Below are 25,820 nucleotides of genomic sequence, written 5' to 3'. Positions count from 1 at the left end.
TTATATCAGTCGTCGAGTGCTAGTTGTATTTTGGAGATATCATGACTGTTTTAAATACCCGAATTTCTTTGGTGGCTTTGGCGTGTGCGCTCGTTTCGCCTAGCTTATTTGCAGAAGACTCGAGCTTGACCAACCCTAATATCAGTGGTGTGCTAAATGGATATTATCAGACGGGAGAGCGCCCATTAGCCGAGAGTCCAGATGGCTTTGGTTTAGGTGAAACTGAACTGGCGATGAGTGCCAATATCGATGATATGTTTTACGGTAAAATCACCGCAGTAGTTGAAATGCATGACGGTGAGACTGAACTGAATCTGGAAGAAGCCTTTATTCAAACCATGGCGATGCCAGCGGGGTTTTCTATCCGTGGTGGCCGTTTCTTATCGGACATTGGTTACCTCAATAACCAACATTTACATACTGATTCCTTCACCGACCGTCCTGTGGTTTACCGTGCATTCTTAGGGGGACATTATTTTGATGACGGTATACGTTTTAACTACGTAGCGCCGACGGACTTGTATTGGACCATGGGTGTTGAAGCCTTTAAAGGCGATAGTTTACGTGCTGCCGATGAGCATGGTGAGCGTGAGTTTAAGAAGGTCGGCGTTTATACCTTGTACTCAAAAATTGGTGGCGACATAGGCGATAACAGCTCATGGCAAGCGGGGTTGAGTTACTTGCGCAACGAAAATGGCCAAGTGATTGCCCATGAAGAAGGGGAACATGAAGATGAGCATGCCCATGGTGATGAGCACGAAGGTCATAGCCATGCCGCATCTTACACAGGTAAAAATACCTATGGTGCTGATTTTGTTTATAAGTGGGCGCCTAACGGTAACTACAAATATCAAAATCTCACTGTGAGCGGTGAGTACTATCGCGTGAGCGATTTTACACCTATCGATTTACATCCTGAGGATGCACCGAGCCAAGATTACCACCAAGGTTGGTATCTGAGCAGTGTGTACCAATTCACGCCGAGCTGGTCAGCGGGGGTGCGTTATGGTGAAGCTGATACCCAAGAGCTCCATGGCGATCATTTTCATGGGCAAAAGTTGAAGGAATCTGAGGTGAGTTTGGCTTGGCATTCTAGCCACTTCTCGACGGTTCGTTTCCAGTATACCAATCAAAAGGGTACTAACTTCGACGGAATAGAAGACGATAACATCTTCACTATTCAATATATTATGTCTCTGGGGGCTCACGGTGCGCATCAATTCTAATTTAGCTAAATTGGCCGCTGTGGCCTTATCTGTCACTTATACTGGTTTGGCCCATGCCGAGCTGAATGTGTTTGCCTGTGAACCTGAATACGCGGCATTGACCAAGGAGCTTGCTCCAACGGCTAGCATCTATTCGGCAACGACGGCATTACAAGACCCTCACCAAGTGCAGGCGCGTCCGAGTTTGATCGCTAAAATGCGTCAGGCGGATCTTGTGGTGTGCGCAGGTGCCGATCTTGAAGTGGGTTGGTTGCCTATGCTTCAGATGAAGTCGGCAAACGCAAAAGTGCGCTCGACCGAGCAAGGCTTATTTTTCGCTGCCGATCAAATCGAGACCTTAGATAAACTGGCCAGTGTCGATCGCAGCATGGGGGATGTGCATGCTCAAGGTAATCCACATATTCATTTTGACCCGACGCGACTGTTAAAAGTCGCCACGGCATTGAGTGCTAAGCTGACTCAGTTAGATCCTGCTGGTGCGGCAGATTATCAACAGTCACTGGCAGATTTTACCACTCGCTGGCAAGCCGCAGTCCCGCGTTGGGAAGCGCAAGCTAAGGGATTACAAGGTAAAAAAGTGATCGCTTACCACTCAAGCTTCAGATACTTATTCAACTGGATTGGTATCGAGCAAGTGGCAGATTTAGAGCCAAAACCGGGTTTAGCTCCCACTAGCGGCCACTTAGCGAGTCTGCTGACGCGCGCCGAGCAGGGGGATATTCTGGCCGTAGTTGTGGCATCTTATCAGGATGAACGCGGTGCAAAATGGCTGGGTGAAAAAGCGAACTTGCCCGTGGTAATGCTGCCTATGTCTGTGGGTGGTAATGATAAGAGCCAAGATTTATTTAGCCTGTATGACAGCGTGATTTCCCTCTTAAATGGAGTGAAATAAACCTATGTTTGATCTTGAGCTGATGTCGATTCTGTTACCTGCATTGGCAGCGGGGATCTTAGTGTTGTCGACGCATATTGTACTTGGGAGACAAGTGCTTAAGCGTGGCATCATTTTTATTGATTTAGCGATAGCGCAAGTTGCCGCTTTAGGCGCGATTGTCGCTCACATGGACCACAGATTAGAAGATATGCCGTTTGCTAATGTGTGGATGCCAGCGCTGTTTGCCCTTGCGGGTGCAGGGTTTATCGCTTGGTTAGCTAAGCGTATGGCGGGTGAGTTGGAGGCTATGATTGGCTGCTTTTACGTCTTGTCTGCGGTGGCCGCAATGCTGTTGCTGGCAAACGACCCACATGGCGCCGAGTTGTTAAAGCAATTGATGTCAGGTCAGATCCTGTGGGTAAGTTGGTCACAACTGATTTTGCCGGCCGTAGTGTATTCACTGGTGTTATTAGCGATATTCCTGCGCCCCCAGATGTTGGACGGGGCAGGATTTTATCTGCTATTTGCGCTAGTGATTACCTTATCGGTTGAATTAGTAGGCGTTTATCTGGTGTTCAGTACCTTGATATTGCCAGCTTTAGCGTTGAACAAGTACCGTGGTAAAGGTCGGCTATTTTACGCTTACCTCGTCGGTTTACTGGGCTATGTTTTGGGCTTAGTTCTGTCGGCGACCTTAGACCTCCCTAGTGGTGCGGCAATTGTCGCGACTTTGGCCGTGAGTGCCTTAGTGATCCGCTTTGTGTTAAGTAAAGTCTCACCTCAGGCAACTGAGTCTGAAAACCTACCCAAGCACCACGCTTAGTTCGATATTAATCTTAAAGCCCATCGATACACTGGAGGTTCAGTATATCAATGGGCTTTTTTTGCTTGTTTGTTAGCAAGTCAGCTTACAGATGTAAACAATATATTGAGTCCCAAAGCCATGGTGGCTATACTGTCGCCACTTTTACAGTCGGAGTAAATCGTGCTTTTAATCGTCAGATCAATGTTGTTGGCGGTATCCTTGTTGCTTGCCTTTATTTTTGGTGGCTTAGTGTGTTTATTAAGGCCTCGCCATCGCGACAATGTACATATGTTCGCCAAGATCTTCTCATCGGTTGCGCCAATCCTTGGGATTAAAGTGATTGTTCGCCGGCACGAAGATGTGCAGGACGGCCCGTATATTTTCTTAGCAAATCATCAGAATAACTTTGATCTCTTTACTCACACGACAGCAGTTCCTAAAGGTACAGTGAGTTTAGGCAAGAAGAGTTTGGCGTGGATGCCGCTATTCGGTCAAATCTATTGGTTGTCAGGTAATATTCTTATCGACCGTAAAAACCGTCACAGTGCCTTTGATACTATGGCTAAAACGGTTGAAAAAATTAAGCAGAAGAATCTATCCGTATGGATTTTTCCTGAAGGTACACGTTCGCGTGGTCGTGGTCTGTTACCTTTTAAAGCGGGAGCTTTCCATACTGCAATCGCGGCGGGAGTGCCAGTGGTGCCAGTGGTTGCTTCGTGTCAGAGCCATATTAAGTTAAATCGCTGGAATAATGGTGTCGTCATCATCGATATGATGGCACCTGTGCCGACCGCAGGTTTAGATAAAGCCGATGTGAAAAACTTCTCTGCGCAAATTCATGCCAGCATGTCGGCGAGATTTGCTGAGATAAATCAAGAAGCGGCAGCACTTATGGGTAAAACTCTCGCGAGTGATGACGTATAATATACCCAAGCTACCTGAAGATACGAGTTTCAGAGCGCCTAGGGTGCTTCAATTCAAGGCGCATCAATGAAAGAATGTCGGTCACCTTTTGAATTGATGCAACACGGAAATGGAGTGCCCTAGGCGCTCCGTCCCGGCGGGTTTTAAAGCACTTTATGCTGAGTTGGTTATTTTTAACTTAGCCCGCTAGGTCTGCAAATAACCGCCTTGCCTAAAGTGCGTTAAATTCCCGCTGAATCCTGCATCTTCAGGTTGTTTGGGTATAATGCCAATTTGAGCCAGATTTACCTTAACGGAGACAAATCCATGTCTATTGAAAGTCAGTTAAAAGCCCAACTTGCAGAGAATCGTGACATAGTGCAAGCCCTGCTTGACGATGGCTCAGAGCCTGATGCGGAATATGTTATTGAGCATCACTTTTCATCGACCAATTTCGATCGTCTTGAAAAAGCGGCTGTGGATGCCTTCAAATTAGGTTTTGAGGTGAATGATGCCGAAGAAATGGAACTGGAGGATGGTTCAATAATCTTCTGTTTCGATGCTGTCGCACACCACAAACTGGATGTTGAATTACTGGACAAAGCGGCCGAGCAATTGCTGCAATTAGCGGTAAAGCAAAAAGTGGAATATGACGGTTGGGGTACCTATTTCGTCGGCGATGAAATGGATGACGAAGAAGATGAAGACGAAGAAGATGATGGTTTTCCTCATTAATTCGTTGGCGGATCTCGAGTTTAATCTTCACTTGTTTTAAATAAAAATGCCCATCATTGATGGGCATTTTTATTGGGTATACTTAGGATTTACTTGTTTTACTCGTATGTAAAACACTGCAGTTACGGCCTTTTTGTTTCGCTTCGTACAGGGCTTTATCGGAGCAGGAGATCCAGCTAGAGCTGCTGGTGATATGGGAGCCAATTTCGCACACACCTAAACTCACAGTCACAGTAATCTTAAGGCTTTCATACACTATGACGGATGCAGCAATTTTCTCCCTGAGTCGCTCGGTAAAGTTCATCGCATCTGCGCCGCTGGTTTTAGGCAATACAACCGCAAATTCTTCGCCGCCATAACGCCCTGCACAGTCGGTATCACGTAAGGATTGGCTGAGTAAGTGGGCGATATGCTGAATGACTTTATCACCCGCTACATGACCATAGTTGTCGTTGATATGTTTAAAGTTATCGATATCTATCATGACTAAACTTGCCATACCTGAGTAGCGGGCATACAAGTCGTACTCGTGGTCTAAACATTCTTGCCAATGGCGACGGTTATGCAGCTGAGTTAGACCATCGGTTTGGCTAAGGCGTTCGAGTTGCTCGTTGGCAGCTTTAAGTTGCAATTTGTTGATGGCGATATCTGTCACGTCATAAATAATCACACTGATATGGGTCACTTGTCCCGTGAGCGATGCCAGCGGCAGCAGGGTCACGTTCTGGTACATATAGTCTGCACGGCCTGTAATCGGGCGATAGTTTTTAAATTGGAAAACGTACGGACGTTGTTCCCAGCTGATAAAAGCACGGTTTTTAAGCATGAAAACCGATTCCATTTTCTGCTTTAACCAAGTGGCAGGCAGATCGGGGAAGCGGGTAAACAGGTTTTGACCTTTGATCGAATTAGGGGAAACACCGCTGTGATTCTCCATAAAACCGTTCCACAGCTGGATATTGTAATGGCGATCTAATACCACTAATCCCACCTCTATGGTTTGTACCATATCGATGAGCCAGTGTAGTTCGTTCATTGCGCTTTGGTCATTTGACATAGGATAAAATCCAACTGGTTAATCGAGTAAATAGCCGAGTTTATAGCTAAGTGTGGGGATAGAATCCTCGGTGAAGAGCAGTAGCAAATCGCATTGAATATTATGATCTTCAATCCGATAGTTGATCTCCATTGCCAAAGTTCGGTGCCATTTCTCTGAATTATCATGGATCAGATCGTTAACCGTGCAGTGCCGTCCCAGCACGACAGGGTGAGCCTGACTAAATTTCATGTCGAGCTGTTCAGAAATGCCGTTAAGGAAAGCGCCTATCAGTACGTTTCCAGTATCAATTAGGACTTCTATCTCAGTATTTTTGTCTTCTGGATTAGCTAATCCCATCAGCTTGGCCATGTCTTTAAAGCTGGAATCATGGAACAAAAGCAGGGCCTCTCCCGCAATACCTGCACCGATAAAACCTTGGCAGAGCGCGGATACCGTTGAGCTTTCTTCCGTGGCTTTGAGCGCCATGGTTAACTCACTGACTTCAAGCACGTTCACATTAGGGATAGGTAGTAACACGAATACATCGAGTAATTTAGCTAACAGATCGGCGGCGCGTCCCATGGCAACGTTGGCTATTTCTTGGCAAGCGTCGCGCATGTCGACTTTGATCATCGGGACTTCGTCGGTGAGATCTTTCTGCGTCAGCGTTAAGATGCCGTAATCTTGCAAAATGTTGCTGATGGCATCGGCGCTCACCGGTTTTTGAATAAAATCTAACGCACCCAAGGCTTTAACCCGCTCGTGAGCTTTGATTTGAATATCGCCGGATACCACAATAATCAGCGCGGGTAAGTCCTGTTGCTGCACGGTTTGCAGTACTTCATAACCGTCCATTACAGGCATGTTGAGATCGAGAAACACCACTTCGCCTTTTCCAGCGCGGATGGCATCAAGGCCTTCGGCACCATTGGTCGCATAAGTTATTTCCACATCCCACTCTTTGGGGAGTGTGCGGGCCATTTGCTTACGTGCCATGGCGGAATCGTCACAGATGAGTACAGATATTGACATGCTGACTAGTGATCCTTATTTGCCCATTTATTGAAGATAACACTTATTTTTTAGGTCTGACTGACGAATTGCGTTCTTCGGGCAAGTCTGATTAATATCTTTTATATGTAACTTATAGATATCATTGATAAATTTATATTTTCTGATGGCATTAAAATTTGAATCATTGTTGAATCAAATCATGCAGAATCTTAAATCGAACTAGCTAATGTTGAGTAAATAACAAGGATATAGTGACTAAAAAAGGACTATAGAATCCATATATTGCTGCCCAATCATCCTTCGCAGTAGGTAGCATTGCGATACTGGTGTCGATTATTAGCAGTTAAATAGCTAGCGGTTAAATACGCTTAATTATTGAGCTTGCTAAGGCTATCTAATCGAAAAATACATTAGGATTACTGCACGTAGTGATGACAGCCTAACATAAGTTGCCTTCAATCCATGATGGAATTGGCAATATTTTGACTCAAGTCAAAAAACAGGCTCATGTTATATCTTTTAGTGAATTATGCCAAACGTGTTAACATTTATTCTGGACTGACCAGTAACGGAATATTTCATGAGTGGCCAAAGTGTACAAGTTAAAATCGATGATGGCATCGCCTATGTGTTGCTTAATCGTCCTGAAAAAATGAATGCTATTAACTATTTAATGTTTAGTGAGCTTGACTGCGCGATTAAAAGTATTAAATCCAATCGTGCGGTGCGAGCCGTGATCCTCTCGGGAGCGGGTGGGCATTTTAGCTCTGGGCTTGATGTCAAAAGCGTGATGTCGGCACCGATGCAGGCAGTTAAGTTACTGTTTAAGGGTTTACCGGGGAATGCGAATTTAGCACAGCGGGTGTCACTAGGTTGGCAAACCTTGCCTGTGCCAGTGATTGCGGTGCTTGAGGGCTGTTGCTATGGCGGCGGTATGCAGATCGCTTTAGGCGCAGATGTGCGTATTGCTAGCCACGACAGTAAGTTATCTATCATGGAAGCGAAATGGGGACTCGTGCCAGATATGGCGGGTTTAGTCGCATTAAGGCAAATTATGCCTAAGGATCAAGCCATGTTACTTAGCCTGACGGCAAAAGTGCTTGAGAGTAATGAAGCGCTGGCCTTAGGACTCGTGACACAAGTGAGTGAGACGCCCATGGAAGCCGCAGAGCAATTGGCGCGGCAACTGATGCAAACCTCACCGGATGCGGCAGCGGCCATCAAACTTAGCATTAATCGCAGTTGGACTGCTTCTATCCGTAGTCTGCTGTGCCGCGAGTCTATTAGTCAGATTCGGTTATTGTTAGGCAAAAATAGCAAGATAGCGGCGACGCGTCAGCTGACAGATCCGCAGAAACCCTATCGGGATCGCCAATCGGGTTGGTAATGCTATTTTGTCTGAATTAGCTTGAATCGCCGTTTTTACTGCGCGCCGCTCATTCGGGCAGAAAAGCCTTTAATCGCATTTAAGCAATTCTGCCATGCGCTCTCGTTATCTAAATTGAGCGCTAGGGTAGTTTGGCGATAGTTAGGGCTTTCTAAGGTCACCGCGAGTTTTTTGCGATTGTCGGCTGTTTCTAATGAGGCTGGGTGACCGTCTGGTGATTGAATATCTAAAATGGGCAGCGTAAGTTTTGCCAGTTGCTCCGCGAGTGCTTGATTACGCTGTTCGTCCTCACGATAGGGATTGATGACAATCAGCACATCAGGATCGGCAATCTTGTTCTGGCTTAATAGGCTAATCAATAATCCTGCACTTTGGTCTGCGGTGATCAAAATACGTTTTCCCGCATAATCAGCACCGATGGCATCTAACTGCGACATGCTTTTGACGAGAAAATCTTCCTGCTCTTGCTGGTGCTTGCTGTTATCTTCGGGCTTGATTTTAGGGCTTGGTTTGTTGGACGGTGAGCTTAATTGCGCGGCGCCAGGCGAGGTCACTTCAGTGGCGGCGGTGGCAAAGTTAGCTGCGGGCATTTCAGTTGGCGGAGTTAAACTTAAGCTGGCCCAACCGGCAGGATTGATATTGCGGCGTACAAACGCCATCAATCCTGGCGCGTCTGCGGTACCATTGGTGGCGGGCAGGATTATCGCCGCACCAAGTTTCTTTTTACCTTCCCATGGTCGCACTAACAAATCGTAGGGCTGATTATCAATCGTGATTTGTTTAATTTCATTTGTGGGTAGATAGCTGTGATTCGACTTTTTGGCACTGATTTCGGCTGGCGTAGATGTTGGTGGAGTTGTTGTCGTGTCTGCCGCGTGGGTAGCGATGGTTGTGATGCCGAGAATGAGGCAAAAGAGGAGTGAAAGAATGCGCGGCATAGAATTGATAACCACCTGTGTAGTCTCATAAATTCATCAGTGTTTGAGTATAACCTGAACAATTACCAAAAAGTGAATTTTCCTCGCCAAAGAATTGCACCTGTCATTTAGTATAAAAAGCCACTTGTAATAAGAGGCCACTTGGAATCGAAAGCCACAGGGCACAAAAAAGCCCAACGCTGAGGCTGGGCTAATTGATGGAAACCTGCTGTTCCGCTTAGGTTTATACGTGGCTGACGAGCACCATACGGATCGCATCGAGTTGTAACTGGCTGGCATCTAGATAAGTGTTTAACTCTTGCATCTGATTGCGCAGGTATTCCAATTCTTCCTCACGGATATTGGGGTTCACCGCCTTGAGTGACTCTAAACGATCAAGCTCTGCACTCAGTTGCTGAGTCATTTTATCTCTGGCTTGGGCTACCATTTCATCGACAACCACTTGAGCATATTCTTCACCCTTAGCAAATAACGGATGCAAAATAGGCTGAGATGCCGTGACTAACTTGCCGCCAATGTGACGATTCACTGCGCTTAATTGCTTATCGAAACTGGCGTAATCCACTTTAGCCGACAGGTCGTTACCGTTTTTATCCAACAACACGCGAATGGGGGTAGGCGGTAAATAACGGTACAACTGGCTCGACTTAGGTGCTGAGGCATCGGCCATGTAGATGAGTTCTAAGAATAAGGTACCTGCTGGCAGGGCTTTATTCTTTAGAATTGCGACGCTGGTGGTGCCAGTTTCAGAACCTGTGATCAGATCGAGCCCCGTTTGCACCAGCGGATGCTCTTGGGTGATCAGCGCAATATCATCGCGTGATAACGCTGTGTCACGATCAAAGGTCACTGTTACGCCATCTTCTGGCAAGCCAGGGTAAGTTGGGAACATCATGTGTTCACTCGGGCGCAGAATAATCGAGTTTTCACCCTTATCTTCTTGATCAACACCGATAATATCCCACAGACGGATCACTGAGCCGATTAAATGAGTATCACCGTCACTTTGGGCAAGGCGGTTGACGATTGCCAGTGCCTTCTCGCCGCCGTGTGAGTTGATTTCCAGCAGCTTATCGCGGCCTTGCTCCATGGCGTGCTTGAGTTCTTTATAACGGCTCTGGGTGTGATTGAGCAGGTTTGTCAGCTCATCGCTGTCATCACCCACAAGCACGTTTAATAGATCCTCGGCAAATTCACTGTAAAGCACATGACCACTCGGACAAGTGAGTTCAAAGGCGTTCAGCCCTTGGTGATACCACTGCATCAAACGTTCTTGGGCAGTATCTTCAAGGTATGGCAAGTGAATTTGGATATCATTTTTCTGGCCGATACGGTCTAAACGACCGATTCGCTGTTCCAATAGATCGGGGTTTAGCGGCAGATCGAACAGCACTAAGTGACTGGCAAACTGGAAGTTACGGCCTTCAGAGCCAATTTCAGAACAGATCAGCGCCTGTGCGCCGCCTTCCTCTTGAGCAAAGTAAGCGCCGGCTTTATCGCGCTCGATAATCGACATGCCTTCGTGGAATACCGTCGCTTGAATCCCTTCGCGAGTGCGCAGGGCTTCTTCTAAGCTCAGGGCCGTTTCCGCTTGGCTGGCGATGATCAGTACTTTTTTGCTACGGTGGGATTTTAAGAACTCGATTAACCAATCCACACGGGGATCGAACTTCCACCAACTGGCGCTGTTATCTTCAAATTCTTGATACAGTTTTTCAGGACTCAGGGCTTGCGCCGCTTTCGCCTCTAATGACTTGTGTCCGCCCATCATGCCGCTGACGCGTGCGGCTGTTTGATATTGATCTGGCATGGCGTGGGGATAAGCGTTAAAGAAACGCTTTGGAAAGCCTTTTACCGAGGCGCGGCTGTTTCGGTATAACACGCGGCCAGTACCGTGACGGTCAAGTAATTCTTGCAGTAATTCGCTACGGGCGGCCTGTTGTATTCCTGCATCAATACCGTCGGCTTGGATTAAACGAATACTTGGGCTGATGTCTTTCTCGCCCAGCAATTCGGTCAAGCTGTTGATGGCGGCATCGGGTAATTTAGCGTTACCAGCCAAGGCTTCGGCGGCAATGGCGACGTCTTTATAGCTGTCTTCTTCGGCTAGGAAGGCATCGTAATCGTAGAAACGATCCGGATCGAGCAGACGCAAACGGGCGAAGTGACTCTCATGGCCGAGTTGATCCGGCGTTGCGGTTAACAGTAAAACGCCTGGGATGACTTCGCTTAATGCTTCAACCACTTGATAGGCGCGGCTTGGCGCTTCTTCGGTCCATTCTAAGTGGTGCGCTTCGTCAACCACTAACAGATCCCAATCGGCATCTAGGGCTTGATCAAGACGTTTTTTCTTACGCAGTAATTCGAGTGAACAAATCACTAACTGTTCTGTGTAGAAAGGATTGTCGTGATCGGCATAGGCTTCTACACAACGGTCTTCATCGAATACCGAAAAGCGCAGATTAAAGCGGCGCAGCATTTCCACTAACCACTGATGGCGCAGAGTATCGGGCACGATAATCAGAATGCGTTCGGCGCGGCCGGTCAGCAGTTGTTGGTGAATAATCAGACCTGCTTCAATGGTTTTACCTAAACCCACTTCATCGGCTAACAGTACACGCGGTGCATAGCGACGGCCGACTTCATGGGCAATCCACATTTGATGCGGAATAAGTCCAACGCGTGGACCTTGCAGACCCAGCAAATCCGATGAGGCCAGTTTGTGGCGCAACATTTGGCATTGATAACGCACACCAAAACGGTCGAGGCGATCGATTTGGCCAGCAAATAAACGGTCTTGGGGTTTGTTGAAACGAATATTGTGGTTCAGCAGGGTTTCACGCAGTGTAGCTTGCTCGCCTGTCTCACTGTGAATGCCGTGATAAATCACTATCCCGTCTTTCTCGGTCAATTCACTGACCGCAAGGCTCCAGCCTTCATGGCTTTCAACCGAATCGCCGGGATTGTATATAACGCGTGTCAGAGGGGCTTCTGCTCGGGAGAACATACGGTTCTCACCCGTGGCAGGGAATAATACAGTGACCATACGGCCTTCTACTTGAACCACAGTTCCTAAACCAAGCTCTGACTCGGTATCACTTATCCAACGTTGACCTAAGGCGAACGGCATCTTAAATTCTCATTTCTAGGCGGACTCTAACAAAGGGCGCGTATGTTATACCAATACTCGTGATATTTAAATCGCCCTCTCACCCGTTAGAGCCTAATTCCCAGAGTGCTAGATTACAAATTGTACAAGCGACAAAATTGTCATGCCAGTACATGAAACTGTCACGCTAATGTCACATCCGCGGTTATACACTGCTTCGAGTCTGTAAGGTAAACAATGGTTGCTGTATTGTTATCTTGTGAGTTTGGTGCCAATATCAACTTAAGGTTTAAGTGCGAGTAAAGTGCTATCAACTTGAACCTTATGATCATTCTTTGCCATATGCTTAGCCAGTAATAGGAGCCGTGTAACTTTTATTGAGACTCAAAAGTGTGTTTAAACTTTAATGAAGCACTCTGGAGGCGCCATGGAACAAGACGACAGAAAGTTGTTTGTACTGGATACCAATGTGTTACTACATGAACCTTTGGCGATCTATTCGTTTAAAGAGCATGATGTGGTCATTCCGATGACAGTGCTAGAAGAGTTGGACCAGATTAAAGATCGAAAGAGTGATGTGAGTCGTGATGCTAGGGTTGCTATCAGGGCATTGGAAGATACCCTAGGCGGTGAAACTACTCCTGAGCAGATTATCAATGGCGTCCCTTTACCCAGCCGAGAGGGTCATGCCGATGCCGTCGGTTCGCTCTCAATTTTCCCTGATCACCTTGTCGATTTTACCTTAGGCGCACTGCCAGGAGATGGAAACGACAATCGCATTATCAATACCGCGCTACATCTACAAAACCTACATCATCCCCGTACCGTTGTCTTAGTCACCAAAGATATCAATATGCGCCTTAAAGCCAAAGGTGCAGGTATTCAATTGGTTGAGGATTATCGAACTGACCAGTTGATCGATGATATCCGCTTCCTCAGTAAAGGCTTTTACCAGTTCGAAGGTAATTTTTGGGAGCACTTGAACAAGGTCTCCACCGAGCGCCACGGTAGACATACAGTGCATGAAGTACCGCTCAAAGACCTCGAAAATGATAATTTTTATATTAACCAATATCTTATCGACACAGAGTCTGATTTTTGCGGTCGTGTTATCGAGCGAACAGACACCCATTTACATATTTTAGATTTAGGCCGTGAGCGGGTGAAAAACCTCGAGGCATGGGGTGTTAAACCTAAAAACGTCTATCAAGGCATGGCATTGCAGGCGCTGCTCGATCCCGATATCGATCTGGTGATCTTAACCGGTCCAGCGGGTTGCGGTAAAACCTTGCTCGCCATGGCTGCGGCGTTGGAACTGGTGGTCGAGCGTAATCGCTACGACAAAGTGATTGTCACCCGTAACACCCCAGAAATCGCCGAATCTATCGGCTTCTTGCCCGGCACGGAAGAGGAGAAGATGATGCCGTGGCTGGCCGCGATTACCGACACGCTCGAAGTGCTGCATAAGAATGATGTGAATCCTACGGGCAGCATGAATTACATCATGGAGAAGGCTAACATTCAGTTTAAGTCGATAAACTTTATGCGCGGGCGTTCGATCCAAAACTCCATAGTGTTATTAGATGAATGCCAAAACCTCACTGCTTCGCAGATCAAAACCATGATCACCCGTATGGGCGAAGGCACAAAATTGATTTGTTGCGGTAACTTAGCCCAAATCGACTCTAACTACTTAACTGCTGTTACCTCAGGTTTAACCTATATTGTCGAACGTTTTAAAGACTTTGAAGGCAGTGCCAACGTGTATCTGAATGGCGTGGTGCGTTCACGCTTAGCGGAATACGCCGAAGAGCATCTGTAAAGCAGGTCGGTTTAATTTAGGGTAATGACTAAGGCCTCAGATATGGAGGCCTTAATTTTATGGAGTAGTAGATTTTTAATCGACTTATCAGTGGTATGAGTAGGCTTTATCTGACAATTATTTTATGTGATTGGCAGTTCCTTCCTGCTACTATATGGAGCTCATAGTTTTTGCCGCCGTAGGCTGAAATTAAGCGCTGCAATCAAGGGTAGTGGATGAAATCGAGTGAGCCGGATCTCCAACTAAAATCGCCGATCCAGAAGAACTACAACCGTGCCGTTTTTTATACGTACATCGGCGTTATCGTCATGTCTTTGTTGACCGCATGGATGTTTTTCGACCGCCAAAAAGCACAGCAGATGGAGCAGCGTGAAGAGCAGGTTCAACGCCATGTATTGCAAATCGATTTGCTACTTGAGTCGAGCATTAGAGCGGTAAAAAGCTTACGCAACGTTGCTGTGGATCATTTACGTTTGGGCGAACTCGTGCGTAAAGAACGCTTACCGCAATACGGTAAATTCAACGAAAGCGGCCAGTATTTTACCTTAGAACCTAGCTACGCCCAGAGCGGTGAGCCCTTTACCAACATGGGTAGGATTACTGGTGCGGGTTCCCTCGACGGCCGCGACGACAAGTTCTATCAAGAGCTTGAGATGTTGTTTGAGCTGTCACTGTCATTCCCCGTCGCCAAAGAAGCTGCCCCGAAAGCCTCGGCGATTTATTACCTGTCGAAACGTAGGATCATGTCCTATTTCCCTTGGTCGAATGACGATCAACGTTTTAGGGACGAATTACTCAACAAGAAACAGTTCCAATACGCCACCCCAGCAATGAATCCGCAGCGCAGTGTATTTTGGAGTGAAGCCTATGTTGACTCCACGGGCAAAGGCTTATTGACCACTTTAGGTGTGCCCATTTATTTGGATGATGAGTTCATTGGCTCAATCAACTTAGACATGACGCTTGCCTCGTTAGCGCGGCAAATTCGGGTTTACTTTAAGATGCCGGGTACAGTGATTTTGCTCGACCAACAGAACAATATTTTATCCCACAGCGATTTTGATAGCTCAGATATCAATCGGGTCTATCACATCAGCCAACGTATTCCCTCTGAGCTGCATTCTTTACCTGAGTCGGAATTGTTCGATGCCCACGATGGCATCATCCGCAACGGCTATTACATTCACTCGGTTGCACTGCATAACGCGCCTTGGCGTTTACTGTATTTGCAGGATGAAGACGACCTATTCCAAGACTCGTGGGAAAAACTGCAGCTGACGTTTATTTTAGTGGTTATCGCCCTGTCAGTGTTGGTGACCATAGTGCATTGGCAGACGCGTCGATCTTTTGTGAGTCCAGCCTCGCGACTACTGTCGCACCTTGAGGGCTGCTCCCAAGAGCCACGTAAACCACCGGAGAAAATCACCCGTGGCTGGGAACCTTGGTTCTTGCTGGTCAGTCGGATCTTTGAGGAAAACAAACAATATACCCACCATCTGGCTGAGCAGAATAAGCGGCTCGATAAGCTAGTGGCGCGGCGTACTGAACGCTTAAAAGACACCACAGAGCGGCGTGAGCGCGAATATGCGCTACTGCGATCCCTGCTTGACTCGATTCCTGAAGCGATTGTCTTTAAAGATAAAGAAGGCAACTATTTAGGTTGTAACAAGGCGGCTGAACGCATGCTGGGTTACACAGAGAGCGAGATGATAGGTTTATCATCTGAGGATCTGACCTCGCCTGAAATGGGCATACGTATCCGCGCCGAAGACGAACAAGTCTTAAAAGATCGCACGCCGCTGCGCTACCAAGAAAAGGTCGAGCTTGCGGGCAAACCTGTGTTGCTCGATACCCTTAAGCTGCCTTTCTACAATCGCCGCGGCGAACTGCAGGGATTGATTGCCGTGTGGCGTGATGTGACGCGGGAATACGAATCCGCCGAACAATTACGCCTGTCCGAAGAGCGTTATCACTTAGCCATGGATGCGGTGGAAGATGGCCTGTGGGACTGGTATTTAGACTCTGAACAGATCATTTGTAACCCAGCCTATTATTCTATGCTGGGTTATAAAACCAATGAATTCCCAGCTTTAGTATCGACAATTGATGAATTATCCCACCCCGACGATCGTATTCGCGTCGAGGAATACCGTGCTCAGTATCTTGCTGATCCCGTCGGTGCTTTCGAAATTGAATTCCGTATGTTAGGTAAAAATGGCGGCTATCACTGGGTGTTATCCCGTGGTCGTGTGGTGGAGTTCACCGCCGAAGGTCAGCCCAAACGTATGCTTGGTACCCATAAGGATATTACCCGCCATAAGAGTAACGAAGTGGCGCTGCTCGAAGCCAAGCAAGACGCCGAACTCGCTAACCTCTACAAGAGTGAATTTTTGGCCAACATGAGCCATGAGATCCGCACACCGATGAATGCCATTATCGGTATGTTGCAGTTGGCACAGCGCACCTCGTTAACGGCGCAGCAGAAAGATTACCTCGAAAAAGCCGGTTTCTCGGCGCAATCGCTGCTGAGGATCATCAACGATATTCTCGATTTCTCTAAAATTGAGGCGGGTAAGTTGGAGCTTGAGCGGGTGCCGTTCCCGCTGGATAAAGTGCTCGATCACGCTCTGGATCTCAATGCGCTTAAGGCACAAGAACAAGGCGTCGAGTTACTCTTATATGCCCCTGTGACGGCGGGACTCATTCTTAAGGGCGATCCGCTACGTTTAGGCCAAGTGCTGATTAACCTGTTATCGAATGCGGTGAAATTTACCCAATCTGGCGAGATTGAGCTCGGCTGTGAAGATGTCGGCGAGCGGGATCATCGGATTACCTTGAAGTTCTGGGTGCGCGATACGGGGATCGGCATAGGTAAAGATCAACAGGATAAGTTGTTTGATGCCTTCGCCCAAGCCGACGGTTCGACCACCCGTAAATACGGTGGCACGGGCTTAGGTTTGTCGATCAGTAAGCATCTGGTGTCTATGATGGGCGGCAAGATGCAAGTGCAGAGTGAGCTTGGGGTCGGTAGTACCTTTAGCTTCACCATCAGTTTTGAAATTGCCGAAGCCGCTAAGATTGAACCTTTGGTCGTGCCGGAAAAACTCAATAGTCTACGTACCTTAGTCGTTGACGATAACCCGACGGCACTGCAAATTTATTCGACCTTGATGCGAGATTTCCACTTCGACGTTGATACTGCCGCCAGCGGCGCCGAAGCGCTTTACAAACTGTCGCGGGCACCAATCGATCTGTTATTGCTCGACTGGATGATGCCAGAAATGGACGGTAGCGATGTGGTCAGTGCCATAGATACTATGGTCGCCGAAGGCCGCTTAGCGAAACGGCCGGTGATTATTATGATGACGGCCTATGCGGCAGAGCCCTTGCAGCATGAAGTCGATAGCGCCAATGTGTTTGCCGTACTGCAAAAACCCTTCAAGGCATCGAGTCTGTTCGATGAGATCATTGCCGCCTTTGCCGATGAACCGAGATTGAATGTGGTTCAGCCTATGGTTGAAGTTCAAGTTGAGGAAGGAGAGCACACAGGTTTAGTGCTGCTGGTGGAGGATAACTTTATTAACCAGCAAGTGGCCACCGAACTCCTTAAGAGCGCTGGCTACGAAGTGGTGCTGGCCGACAACGGTCAAGTAGCGCTGGATACTATCGACTCGCGGCCGTTTGATGCTGTGTTGATGGATATTCAAATGCCAGTGATGGACGGGTTAACGGCCGCAAGGGCATTGCGTGAGCGTTTTAGTGCCGATGAACTGCCTATCATTGCCATGACAGCCCATGCAATGTCGGGCGACAGGGAAAAGAGTTTAGCGGCGGGGATGAATGCCCACATCACTAAACCCATAGTGCTCAACGAATTATTTGAAACATTAAATCACTGGATCAAACACAAGAACCAGCATCAGAATCGTTAATTTATTTGCTCGGGGCCAGTGATGGCCTCGCATTATTTACTTTAAATCAATCGCTTGAGATAAGCAGTCATCAAAGATACCAATGACTTATAAGGTAAATAACGCAGCCAGCCGAATCAGGAGGAAAGATGAAACCCCAAAGTGTAGCCTTAGCCTTATTTATAGCGCTGTTAGGATTTCCCACCGTTACGGTCGCGGCAGCCGCGCCTAGCGCCAAGATCATTAAGCAGGGCCAAGAGGCGAAAGGGTTTCTTAATCTCTATTACGAGGAGTCTGAGGGAGAGCTATATCTTGAGGTCAATCGTTTAAATCAACCTTTTATCTTAGTTACTAGCCTGCCACAGGGCGTAGGATCAAACGACATTGGTCTCGATCGCGGCCAACTGGGTCAGACCCGTATGGTGCAGTTTGAGCGCCAAGGTCCCTATGTTTTACTCAAGCAACTCAATACTCAATATCGTGCGAATACCTCTGATGCCGCCGAGCAAAGAGCGGTTGAAGAAGCCTTTGCCGATTCTGTGTTATGGCAAGGCAAAGTGATTGAGGGCAAGCCAGATTTGGTAGCGATCAACGATCTGGTGCTCAATGATTTACACGGCGTGTCTTCCGTATTGCAACAAACAGAGCAGGGCAATTATCAGCTCGATTTGAGCCGTTCTGTCATCTTACCCAAAGGGATTAAATCCTTTGAGAAAAACGCCGATGTGGATGTGCAACTGACGTTCAAAGGCGATGTTGCTGGCGCGCAGGTCGCACAGGTAACACCCGATGGCACCTTAATGTCGGTGCGGATGCGTTATTCTTTTGTTGAGCTTCCCGATGAGGATTACCAGCCGCGGGCTTATCATCCTATGAGCGGTTATTTGTCCGATGAGTATCGCGATTATGCCACGCCCTTTGACCAGCCTTTAGTGCAGCGTTTTATCCTACGCCACCGTTTACAGAAAGTGCATCCGGGCCCAGCGCCAAGCGAAGTCGTTAAACCTATTACTTATTATCTTGATCCCGGTGTGCCAGAGCCGATACGTTCGGCCTTGCTCGATGGCGCGCGCTGGTGGGAGACGGCTTTTACTCGCGCCGGATTTATCAACGGCTTTAAAGTTGAGTTATTACCGGCAGATGCCGATCCGCAGGATATTCGCTACAACATGATCCAATGGGTGCACAGGGCAACGCGGGGTTGGTCCTATGGCGCCGCGCTGACCGATCCTCGCACCGGTGAAATCATTAAGGGTCAAGTCACGCTCGGCAGCTTGCGTGTGCGTCAGGATTACTTGATTGCTAAAGGCTTAACCGCAGGCTGGCAGGATAGAGTGGCTGCCGAGAAAGCGGCGACAGCCTTGTCGCTCGCGCGTATTCGCCAACTGGCCGCCCATGAAGTCGGCCATACCTTAGGGCTCGATCATAACTTTGCTGCTTCGACTAATCAGGATGCCTCTGTGATGGATTATCCCCATCCGAAAATCCAGCTAAAGGGCAATGATATTGATATTTCCGCCCCTTACACTACAGGTGTTGGTCCTTGGGATGATTTTGCTATCGCCTATGGCTATAGCGATCAAGGCGATGCTCGCACCCAACAAGCACTGCAAGTCGACTTGCTGGCCGATGTGGCGAAACGTGGCTTACGTTATATCGGTGAGGCTGATTCTCGCCAAAAGGATGCGAGTCAGGCCTATGCCAGTTTGTGGGATCGTGGTGATGATCCGATCGACCAGCTGGGTAAGTTAGATACAATTCGCACTAAGGCGATTGCGGGATTCTCCAGTGCGGCCTTGTTACCCAATGAGCCACTGGGCGAGCTAGCCGATGCCTTTGCGCCAATTTATTTGCTGACGCGTTATCAAATCGATGCGGTCGCGAAGTTTATTGGTGGCACTGACTATAACTATCAATCTATTGGTGAAGGCAGCCGCTGGAGCTATATTGCGCCGCAGTTGCAGTTAACGGGCTTAGACGCGCTACTTAACACGCTCGATGCGGCGAGTTTAACTGTGCCGCAAACCTTGCTCGACAGTTTAGTGCCAAAGGCGGGGAATTATCATGTCACGCGGGAATCCTTCGACTCAGGTTTAGGTGCAATTAACGATCCTCTCGGTATGGCTGAAGTGTTTAGCCGTCATACCGTGAGCTTGCTATTGATGCCTAAACGCTTGAATCGTGTCAGCCAAGCATCCATGGCCGATAGCGAGCAGTTATCGGTGACGACATTACTGGATAAGTTATTTGCGGCGACCTTGTATCAAGAGGATAAGCTCGCGCTGGTCGAAGGCGTATGGATGCGAGTGAGCGCTGTGGTGATTGATGAAGTGCTGGCAACGCTGCACGATCCTCAAACCTCACCAGAAGTGAGGGCAGCGATCAACGATCGCGCTCAGTTTGTGATTAAGCAATTAAAAGCGAAGTCGAATCGAGCGAATGTGAGTCTTGCGGCACACTATACTTGGTTGCAACAGGGTCTTGCTGCGGGTTTGACCGATGCTAAGGTTAAGCTTATTCCTAAGCCGTTAACCTTACCGCCGGGATCACCGATTTAATCCGATGAACATAGGCGCCATTAGGCGCCTATTTCTTTTGGATTTTTCGGATAAAAGTGATCGGCTTTACGCTCTAGATGAGTAAAGCGGCGGGTGTTTTTGTAGGGCAGTTTCATAAAGCCCGATACGCCGTGACCTTGGATTTTTCCGACATGATGCAAGATGCGATCGAGACTTGCGCGAAACGCCGCTTGTTTACGCGGATTGAGCAGCTTCAAGTAACTGTGAATTTTTAAGTGATTCGGCAGCGCCTCAAAAATGATGCAGCCTGTGTGGTGAATTTGGTTGATGCGGGCTAATTCCTCCATGATCTCCACCGGCAATTCGAGGTTCTCATCGGGATCTTTACCGTCTTCAAAATAAGAATGTAACCGCGACTTATCTTCTAAGGTGGGTACGTCACCGACTTCGAAGGGCAACTGCAGTGCGGCACTGGCGACAAAAGGCTCGCTGGTGTCAGCTCGTTCGATATGCAGTGTGTCTTTGGCGTTAAAGAAGCAGGCCTTAAACACCCCTATACGTTTAATTCCCCGTGCAAGATCCACCATATTGTTGACTGCAATGATTAACGCACTTTTTTGCTTTGCATCGTAAATCGCAAGATTGGAGTCGATAAACACGCCGGTTTCCTGCCAATGAATAGCCAGACCACCCACGATCGGATATTGCGCTAAACGACCCACTGCGGCGATAAAGCCTTTTTCGGTATCGCCCATGCCAGCGAGGAAGTTGCGGTAATATTTTTCGAGCTGAATATCATCCATCTTAGCGATGGGATCTTGGGCGTTGTGTTCCTTTAAAAAGGATTTACGCGAACTGTAGCTGACGGTTTCAACATCTTTGTCGCGGGATTGTACCCATACAGGAATTTCACCCTGTAAATCAGCTTTGGGCAGTTCAGGTAAATGCAGTCTGTGGCTGTGGCGCATACTTTTTAAAAAGTAATCGCCGGCAATGTTGCGCTGCTGCGGATCAGTGCTGAGCATGCCTTCTAAGGTACGGGCTAATTCTATCGGTAAGCCAATGCTGGTGGGTGAAATCACCTGTGCACCGAAGCGGCTTGCTTGCCCAGAGGCGAGGGCATACAGAGTCGCGGCAACTCCTTGCTCGTCAAAGCGCGGGCTGGAGAGTGCTCCATTGAGTTGCTCTTCGCCGATAAAGTACACATCACCCATGCGGGCGTTGGTATGTTGTTGATCGCTCGACATTAACGCCATCACATTGTCTTCGACGGGTTTGTTATGTTCATCCCGCTGCGCAAATACCGCAGAGCCCCAATCGATTAACGATAAGTGTTGTTGTTCAATATCGTAAACCAGATTAGAAGGTTTGATATCGCCGTGCACTAAAGGCTTGCCTGTGCGCAGGTAATACAAGATATCGGCGAGTTGGCGGGCGATGCTCATGACCATAGCGGTCGGTAGGGCGCCCATGCGGCGGCAAAGTTGGTCGAGATCTTCCCCTTTTGCCCGTTCCATCACGAGTATTCCCTGCTTACCTACTCGCTCAAATTTGATCGCCCCTGGCACATTAGGGTGCTTGAGTAAGGAGAGCATAAAGGCTTCTTCTTCGAGCCGATCTTGAATGTGTTGCGGCAAATTAATCCGTGAAAACTTAAACACATGGGCATCGCCCGCTTGATTGATACCCGCAAACACGAAACCGTAGGCGCCTTTGCCGACCAATTCGATATCGGTATAACCTAATTTGCTCAGCTGTTGTTTACAGAGGCGGATCCACGCCTTATGTTTACGGGCATCATTGGCTTTGAGCAAGTAAATGGATTGCTCTTCAGAAATATAAAAATGCTGCAGCTGCGGTGTTTGCAAATTGTGCTCCTTGTTTTGTTCATTTAACCAGTAAGCGGGGGAGATAATCAAATAGCGGGTGGCTTTATTTTAGTATTTTGAATGGCATTGATGATCAGCGTCAGGCGCGGCTTACCTATACGATCATTTCGTCACTGACTTTGACTTACATCAAATTAAATCCTCGCGACTATAGGTAATCTTTGGGGCATTAGATGGAATCAATTTTTGTTAATTAACCCACAGACAAAGTGCAGCTAAGGAGGGCGTATGCCCACCCAATATAAGGCCTTGTTGATCGAACTTTTGGAATATCCGCGTAAGCGTATTTTACAGTCAATGGAAGTGACCCATTGCCCGCATGCGGTATTTTTTAATGATAGAGACGAGCAATGTTTAACGTGTCATCAGGGCATGGAATGTATCTGGATGAACCAGAATGACGAGCTGGTGGCCGTGAACGAAAAATCGATTGCCGAGTTAAAACAGCAGTTGTTGATCGCCGTGGACTTTATCGACTCATCTTTAAGCCCACATCATTTATCACGCCGTCAATGCCAATGCGATAACTGTGTTTGGCTGCGTAAAGTGCAAGCCACGTTAGATCAGTAAGTTAGTCTTTACATTGCTGAGTTTGCCGAATGGCAGGAGGCTTTGCATCCACTTTAAAATGTCATTAGAGTAAGGACAACATTAGCGAATAGAGATAAACCCATGGAACCCGGTTTTTGGCATGAAAAGTGGCAGCAGCAACAGATAGGTTTTCATCAGCAAGACATCAATCCTTTCCTCGTTAAGTATTGGCAGCAGCTTGCATTACCCGCAGATACTAAGGTTTTTGTGCCCTTATGTGGTAAGTCGCTAGACATGTGTTTCCTTGCAGAACAGGGGCATCAGGTCATAGGTTGTGAGTTGAATGAATTGGCAGTACAGCAATTTTTTAGCGATAACCAACTCGAGATGACGCAAACGACTGTGGGTGAGCACCAGCATTATCAAACCGAACAGATCAGCTTGTATCAAGGTGATATTTTCACCCTACCTAAGACTATTACCCAAGCGGTGATGGCTTTTTACGATCGCGCGGCTTTGATCGCATGGCCAGAAAGTATGCGTGCACAATATGCCAAGCAGTTAGCGAGCTTATTACCTAGCGGCAGTGTCGGTTTATTAGTGACTTTAGATTATCCGCAAGAATCCCTTATCGGCCCGCCTTTTGCGGTATCCCCTACTTGGGTAGAGCAGCATCTAAGTGAGGATTTTGATATTGAAGTATTAGCGTCGCAAGATGTGTTGGCCGACAATCCACGTTTTATTAAGAAAGCCGTGCCTTGGCTTAATGAAGCGGCCTATTTGTTGAGACGTAAGTAGGCTTGACTCGGAAGTTGGATCTGTAACCCCATTGAATTATTCGCGGCTTTCGAGCTTGGAGTTCAGTGGGGCTTGTCATTAAAACATCATATCTAAAGTCTAAACTGGCAAGATTATTTAAGACGAAGTGGCGGATAGAAGGCTTTGTTGTCGCGGGACTTTTTTGGATTGAGTTTGCTTGAGCTGGATTAAGTTTGCTTGAGTCAGCGTGGTTTTAACTTGTCGGAAGTTTGTTGGTGAGTGAGCTACCCTTTACCACGCTATTTGCGATGAACTCTATGCGACTTCGTAATAATTAGGCTCACGCTCTAATTGATTCTGGATGATCTGCACTGCCATTCTGGCGCATTTACCACATTGATCGGCAACACCTAAGCGCTTTTTTACGTCAGCAAGCGAGCTATCGCCCTGGCTTACTGCGTTTTTAATTTGCGTATCAGTGATCGCATGGCAAAGACAAACGTACATATATTAGTCTCCAATCGAATTGCGCTAATTCTAAATGAAAACGCTTATCAAATGCAATCATGTTTTTTGGGTGATTTTCATACTTTAACGCTTTTGTTACATGGCGCACGTTTTATCGTCTATGCTAGGTGTGTTTTAGCACTAAAAAGCTAGGCAGTTTTAGAAGTAGGTTTAGGAATACAGAGTCAGGGTGATGATGCCTCACGGATGGATAGCTCAGGGATGAATAATCAAAGAACTAATCAAAGATCCATAAGGTTTCATGAGAACTAATCTACCAGTTACACAGCGAGAATATGATTATCCAGCGGATTGGATTTTATTGTCGACCACGGATACTCAAAGTCATATCACTTACGCCAATCAATCTTTCTGTACCGTTGCCGGTTACGACCTCGATGCCATGCTAGGCAAGCCCCACAACATGGTGCGTCATCCAGATATGCCTCCGCAAGCGTTTGAAGATCTGTGGCGATGCATCAAAAAAGGCGAGCCTTGGAAAGGGATAGTGAAAAACCGCTGCGCCAATGGCGATCACTATTGGGTCGATGCCTATGTCTCACCGATTTCAGTTAATGGCAAAGTCGTCGAGTTTCAATCTGTACGCACTAAACCCACACGCGATCAGGTTAAGCGTGCAGAAATAGCCTATGCAGAGTTGAACAAAAAGGGCAGCGTCAGTGCGTTAAAACGTACCTTGGATATGCCAGTTAAATTGCTGTTACTAGCACTACTTGCCATGCTGCCTATGCTTTACCTTGCTCTGCAAATTGGCTTAATGGGCTTTATTGCCCTAGCGATAAGTGTCCTAGTATTGCTGGTGGGCGGCAATCTGGTGCTGAGTCGCTATTACGCGATAGTGGCTAAGGCAAAGCATATCTACGATAATCCGCTGATGGCTCATATCTATAGTGGTAACTGTGACGATCTTGGCGCGATTGATTTAGCACTGCAAATGCAGAATTCAGAGCTTAAGTCGATTCTTGGGCGTGCATCGGATTCCTGTTATAACGTGTCAGAACAGGCCAAAATATCTGCCGCCAAGGGCAAACAAATCCAGAGTACCAGTTAGGCTCAACTATCTGAAATAGAACAAGTTGCTACAGCGATGCAGGAAATGACCGCCACATTAGGCGATATGTCCTCCAATTGTGCCGATGCGGCGAGTGCCACGCAAATGGCATCCGCTGAAACCATCAATGGTGATAAAACGGTGTCGAGCACTATTCGCTCGATTCAAGCTATGGCGGAGCAACTGCAACAAACGTCAAAAGTGATTACTGAGTTAGAAGCCCACAGTAAAGATATTGGCACAGTGCTCGATGTGATTCAGAGTATTGCGGGTCAGACGAATTTACTGGCATTGAATGCGGCAATTGAAGCGGCTCGAGCGGGTGAGCAAGGTCGTGGCTTCGCTGTCGTTGCTGACGAAGTGCGGGCACTGGCACAACGTACTCACGATGCCACCAAAGAAATCCACAGTATGATTAATCTGTTGCAGCAGGGGACGAATAAAGCTGTTATCAGTATGCAGCAAGGAGTGGTTGCCGCTTCCGAATGTATTTCAACGGCGGATTTAGCGGGTACGGCATTACGTACGATTCGTGAGGCCATTTCGACCATTACCGATATGACGCACCATATTGCCAGCGCGGTTGAAGAGCAATCGAGTGTGGCAAATGAGATGAATCGCAGCGTGGTGAATGTGTCGCAATTTACCCATTCTAGCCATCAACTCGGCAGTGAAATGGTCGGCTTGAATGACGAAGTGACTCGCGAGATGGATTCTCACTCGGTATTAGTCGAGCAATTCTTAAAGCGCAGCTTTAGGATTTAACTGACTAAAATTTAA

At 47.5% G+C, this 25,820-nt stretch carries 17 protein-coding genes and 1 pseudogene; 12 read left to right on the top strand and 6 right to left on the bottom strand.

Annotated features, from left to right (window positions below; translation table 11 throughout):
• Positions 1-41 precede the first annotated feature (41 nt).
• From L5M71_RS05155 to rraB, 5 genes are all read left to right on the top strand, one after another.
• Positions 42-1,226, top strand: a complete 1,185-nt coding sequence (locus L5M71_RS05155) for a hypothetical protein (protein ID WP_263206466.1) — start codon at positions 42-44, stop codon at positions 1,224-1,226.
• Positions 1,210-2,118: a metal ABC transporter solute-binding protein, Zn/Mn family gene (locus L5M71_RS05150; protein ID WP_173913152.1), complete on the top strand. Its 909-nt coding sequence runs from the start codon at positions 1,210-1,212 to the stop codon at positions 2,116-2,118. Before L5M71_RS05155 ends, L5M71_RS05150 begins: the two co-directional genes overlap by 17 nt.
• Positions 2,119-2,122: 4 nt before the next feature.
• The gene (locus L5M71_RS05145; protein ID WP_263206464.1) at positions 2,123-2,923 is read left to right on the top strand and encodes a metal ABC transporter permease; all 801 of its coding nucleotides are present in this window, start codon (positions 2,123-2,125) and stop codon (positions 2,921-2,923) included.
• A 162-nt stretch (positions 2,924-3,085) separates the two neighbouring features.
• Positions 3,086-3,829 carry a 1-acylglycerol-3-phosphate O-acyltransferase gene (locus L5M71_RS05140; RefSeq protein WP_105250295.1) on the top strand — a complete coding sequence of 248 codons (744 nt, stop codon included), beginning with the start codon at positions 3,086-3,088 and terminating at the stop codon, positions 3,827-3,829.
• A gap of 306 nt (positions 3,830-4,135) precedes the next feature.
• The gene (gene rraB / locus L5M71_RS05135) at positions 4,136-4,543 is read left to right on the top strand and encodes a ribonuclease E inhibitor RraB (RefSeq protein ID WP_113939164.1); all 408 of its coding nucleotides are present in this window, start codon (positions 4,136-4,138) and stop codon (positions 4,541-4,543) included.
• A gap of 82 nt (positions 4,544-4,625) precedes the next feature.
• Here rraB and L5M71_RS05130 read toward each other — a convergent pair whose 3' ends face one another.
• Both L5M71_RS05130 and L5M71_RS05125 read right to left on the bottom strand, forming a co-directional pair.
• Positions 4,626-5,600 carry a sensor domain-containing diguanylate cyclase gene (locus L5M71_RS05130; RefSeq protein ID WP_263206461.1) on the bottom strand — a complete coding sequence of 325 codons (975 nt, stop codon included), beginning with the start codon at positions 5,598-5,600 and terminating at the stop codon, positions 4,626-4,628.
• Positions 5,601-5,618: 18 nt separating this feature from the next.
• Positions 5,619-6,614: a response regulator gene (locus L5M71_RS05125; protein ID WP_028759518.1), complete on the bottom strand. Its 996-nt coding sequence runs from the start codon at positions 6,612-6,614 to the stop codon at positions 5,619-5,621.
• 562 nt (positions 6,615-7,176) lie between these two features.
• Here L5M71_RS05125 and L5M71_RS05120 point away from each other — a divergent pair.
• Positions 7,177-7,983 (top strand): crotonase/enoyl-CoA hydratase family protein, encoded by an 807-nt coding sequence (locus L5M71_RS05120; protein WP_263206459.1) that lies wholly within the window; start codon positions 7,177-7,179, stop codon positions 7,981-7,983.
• Positions 7,984-8,018: 35 nt separating this feature from the next.
• Here the strand turns inward: L5M71_RS05120 and L5M71_RS05115 are convergent, their stop codons facing one another.
• Positions 8,019-8,921, bottom strand: a complete 903-nt coding sequence (locus tag L5M71_RS05115) for an alpha/beta hydrolase family protein (RefSeq protein WP_263206458.1) — start codon at positions 8,919-8,921, stop codon at positions 8,019-8,021.
• Positions 8,922-9,144: 223 nt separating this feature from the next.
• Positions 9,145-12,051, bottom strand: coding sequence for an RNA polymerase-associated protein RapA (rapA, locus tag L5M71_RS05110; RefSeq protein WP_263206456.1), 2,907 nt, complete (start codon positions 12,049-12,051; stop codon positions 9,145-9,147).
• Positions 12,052-12,457: 406 nt separating this feature from the next.
• On the opposite strand from rapA, the gene L5M71_RS05105 reads away from it, so the two are divergent.
• The 3 genes from L5M71_RS05105 (at position 12,458) to L5M71_RS05095 (ending at position 20,321) form a co-directional block, all read left to right on the top strand.
• Positions 12,458-13,852 carry a PhoH family protein gene (locus L5M71_RS05105; protein WP_105250289.1) on the top strand — a complete coding sequence of 465 codons (1,395 nt, stop codon included), beginning with the start codon at positions 12,458-12,460 and terminating at the stop codon, positions 13,850-13,852.
• A 215-nt stretch (positions 13,853-14,067) separates the two neighbouring features.
• The gene (locus tag L5M71_RS05100; protein WP_173496262.1) at positions 14,068-17,784 is read left to right on the top strand and encodes a response regulator; all 3,717 of its coding nucleotides are present in this window, start codon (positions 14,068-14,070) and stop codon (positions 17,782-17,784) included.
• Positions 17,785-17,912: 128 nt separating this feature from the next.
• Positions 17,913-20,321 (top strand): zinc-dependent metalloprotease, encoded by a 2,409-nt coding sequence (locus L5M71_RS05095; protein WP_263206453.1) that lies wholly within the window; start codon positions 17,913-17,915, stop codon positions 20,319-20,321.
• 20 nt (positions 20,322-20,341) lie between these two features.
• Here L5M71_RS05095 and L5M71_RS05090 read toward each other — a convergent pair whose 3' ends face one another.
• Positions 20,342-22,150: a protein kinase domain-containing protein gene (locus L5M71_RS05090; RefSeq protein WP_173247579.1), complete on the bottom strand. Its 1,809-nt coding sequence runs from the start codon at positions 22,148-22,150 to the stop codon at positions 20,342-20,344.
• A 249-nt stretch (positions 22,151-22,399) separates the two neighbouring features.
• Here L5M71_RS05090 and L5M71_RS05085 point away from each other — a divergent pair, with 249 nt between their 5' ends.
• Together L5M71_RS05085 and L5M71_RS05080 are read left to right on the top strand one after the other, a co-directional pair.
• Complete coding sequence (locus L5M71_RS05085) at positions 22,400-22,741, top strand: hypothetical protein (protein WP_105250285.1); 342 nt, start codon at positions 22,400-22,402, stop codon at positions 22,739-22,741.
• 102 nt (positions 22,742-22,843) lie between these two features.
• Positions 22,844-23,500: a thiopurine S-methyltransferase gene (locus tag L5M71_RS05080; RefSeq protein ID WP_263206451.1), complete on the top strand. Its 657-nt coding sequence runs from the start codon at positions 22,844-22,846 to the stop codon at positions 23,498-23,500.
• Between the two features lie 276 nt (positions 23,501-23,776).
• Here the strand turns inward: L5M71_RS05080 and L5M71_RS05075 are convergent, their stop codons facing one another.
• Complete coding sequence (locus tag L5M71_RS05075; RefSeq protein ID WP_006080031.1) at positions 23,777-23,968, bottom strand: bacterioferritin-associated ferredoxin; 192 nt, start codon at positions 23,966-23,968, stop codon at positions 23,777-23,779.
• 262 nt (positions 23,969-24,230) lie between these two features.
• Between L5M71_RS05075 and L5M71_RS05070 the strand changes: the two are divergent.
• Positions 24,231-25,805: pseudogene (locus L5M71_RS05070) on the top strand (PAS domain-containing methyl-accepting chemotaxis protein).
• Positions 25,806-25,820: the final 15 nt, after the last annotated feature.

Source organism: Shewanella sp. SW1, from assembly GCF_025653545.1.
GTDB classification, from domain to species: Bacteria; Pseudomonadota; Gammaproteobacteria; order Enterobacterales; family Shewanellaceae; genus Shewanella; species Shewanella oncorhynchi.
The sequence above is the reverse complement of the archived record's forward strand: the minus strand, read 5'-3'. Positions and strand labels throughout refer to the sequence as shown.

Bases quoted from the DNA above. Each gene is read 5' to 3' on its own strand.
- L5M71_RS05155 (WP_263206466.1), top strand. From the start codon at position 42: ATGACTGTTTTAAATACCCGAATTTCTTTGGTGGCTTTGGCGTGTGCG.
- L5M71_RS05145 (WP_263206464.1), top strand. From the start codon at position 2,123: ATGTTTGATCTTGAGCTGATGTCGATTCTGTTACCTGCATTGGCAGCG.
- rraB (WP_113939164.1), top strand. From the start codon at position 4,136: ATGTCTATTGAAAGTCAGTTAAAAGCCCAACTTGCAGAGAATCGTGAC.
- L5M71_RS05130 (WP_263206461.1), bottom strand. From the start codon at position 5,600: ATGTCAAATGACCAAAGCGCAATGAACGAACTACACTGGCTCATCGAT.
- L5M71_RS05125 (WP_028759518.1), bottom strand. From the start codon at position 6,614: ATGTCAATATCTGTACTCATCTGTGACGATTCCGCCATGGCACGTAAG.
- L5M71_RS05120 (WP_263206459.1), top strand. From the start codon at position 7,177: ATGAGTGGCCAAAGTGTACAAGTTAAAATCGATGATGGCATCGCCTAT.
- L5M71_RS05115 (WP_263206458.1), bottom strand. From the start codon at position 8,921: ATGCCGCGCATTCTTTCACTCCTCTTTTGCCTCATTCTCGGCATCACA.
- rapA (WP_263206456.1), bottom strand. From the start codon at position 12,051: ATGCCGTTCGCCTTAGGTCAACGTTGGATAAGTGATACCGAGTCAGAG.
- L5M71_RS05105 (WP_105250289.1), top strand. From the start codon at position 12,458: ATGGAACAAGACGACAGAAAGTTGTTTGTACTGGATACCAATGTGTTA.
- L5M71_RS05100 (WP_173496262.1), top strand. From the start codon at position 14,068: ATGAAATCGAGTGAGCCGGATCTCCAACTAAAATCGCCGATCCAGAAG.
- L5M71_RS05095 (WP_263206453.1), top strand. From the start codon at position 17,913: ATGAAACCCCAAAGTGTAGCCTTAGCCTTATTTATAGCGCTGTTAGGA.
- L5M71_RS05085 (WP_105250285.1), top strand. From the start codon at position 22,400: ATGCCCACCCAATATAAGGCCTTGTTGATCGAACTTTTGGAATATCCG.
- L5M71_RS05080 (WP_263206451.1), top strand. From the start codon at position 22,844: ATGGAACCCGGTTTTTGGCATGAAAAGTGGCAGCAGCAACAGATAGGT.
- L5M71_RS05075 (WP_006080031.1), bottom strand. From the start codon at position 23,968: ATGTACGTTTGTCTTTGCCATGCGATCACTGATACGCAAATTAAAAAC.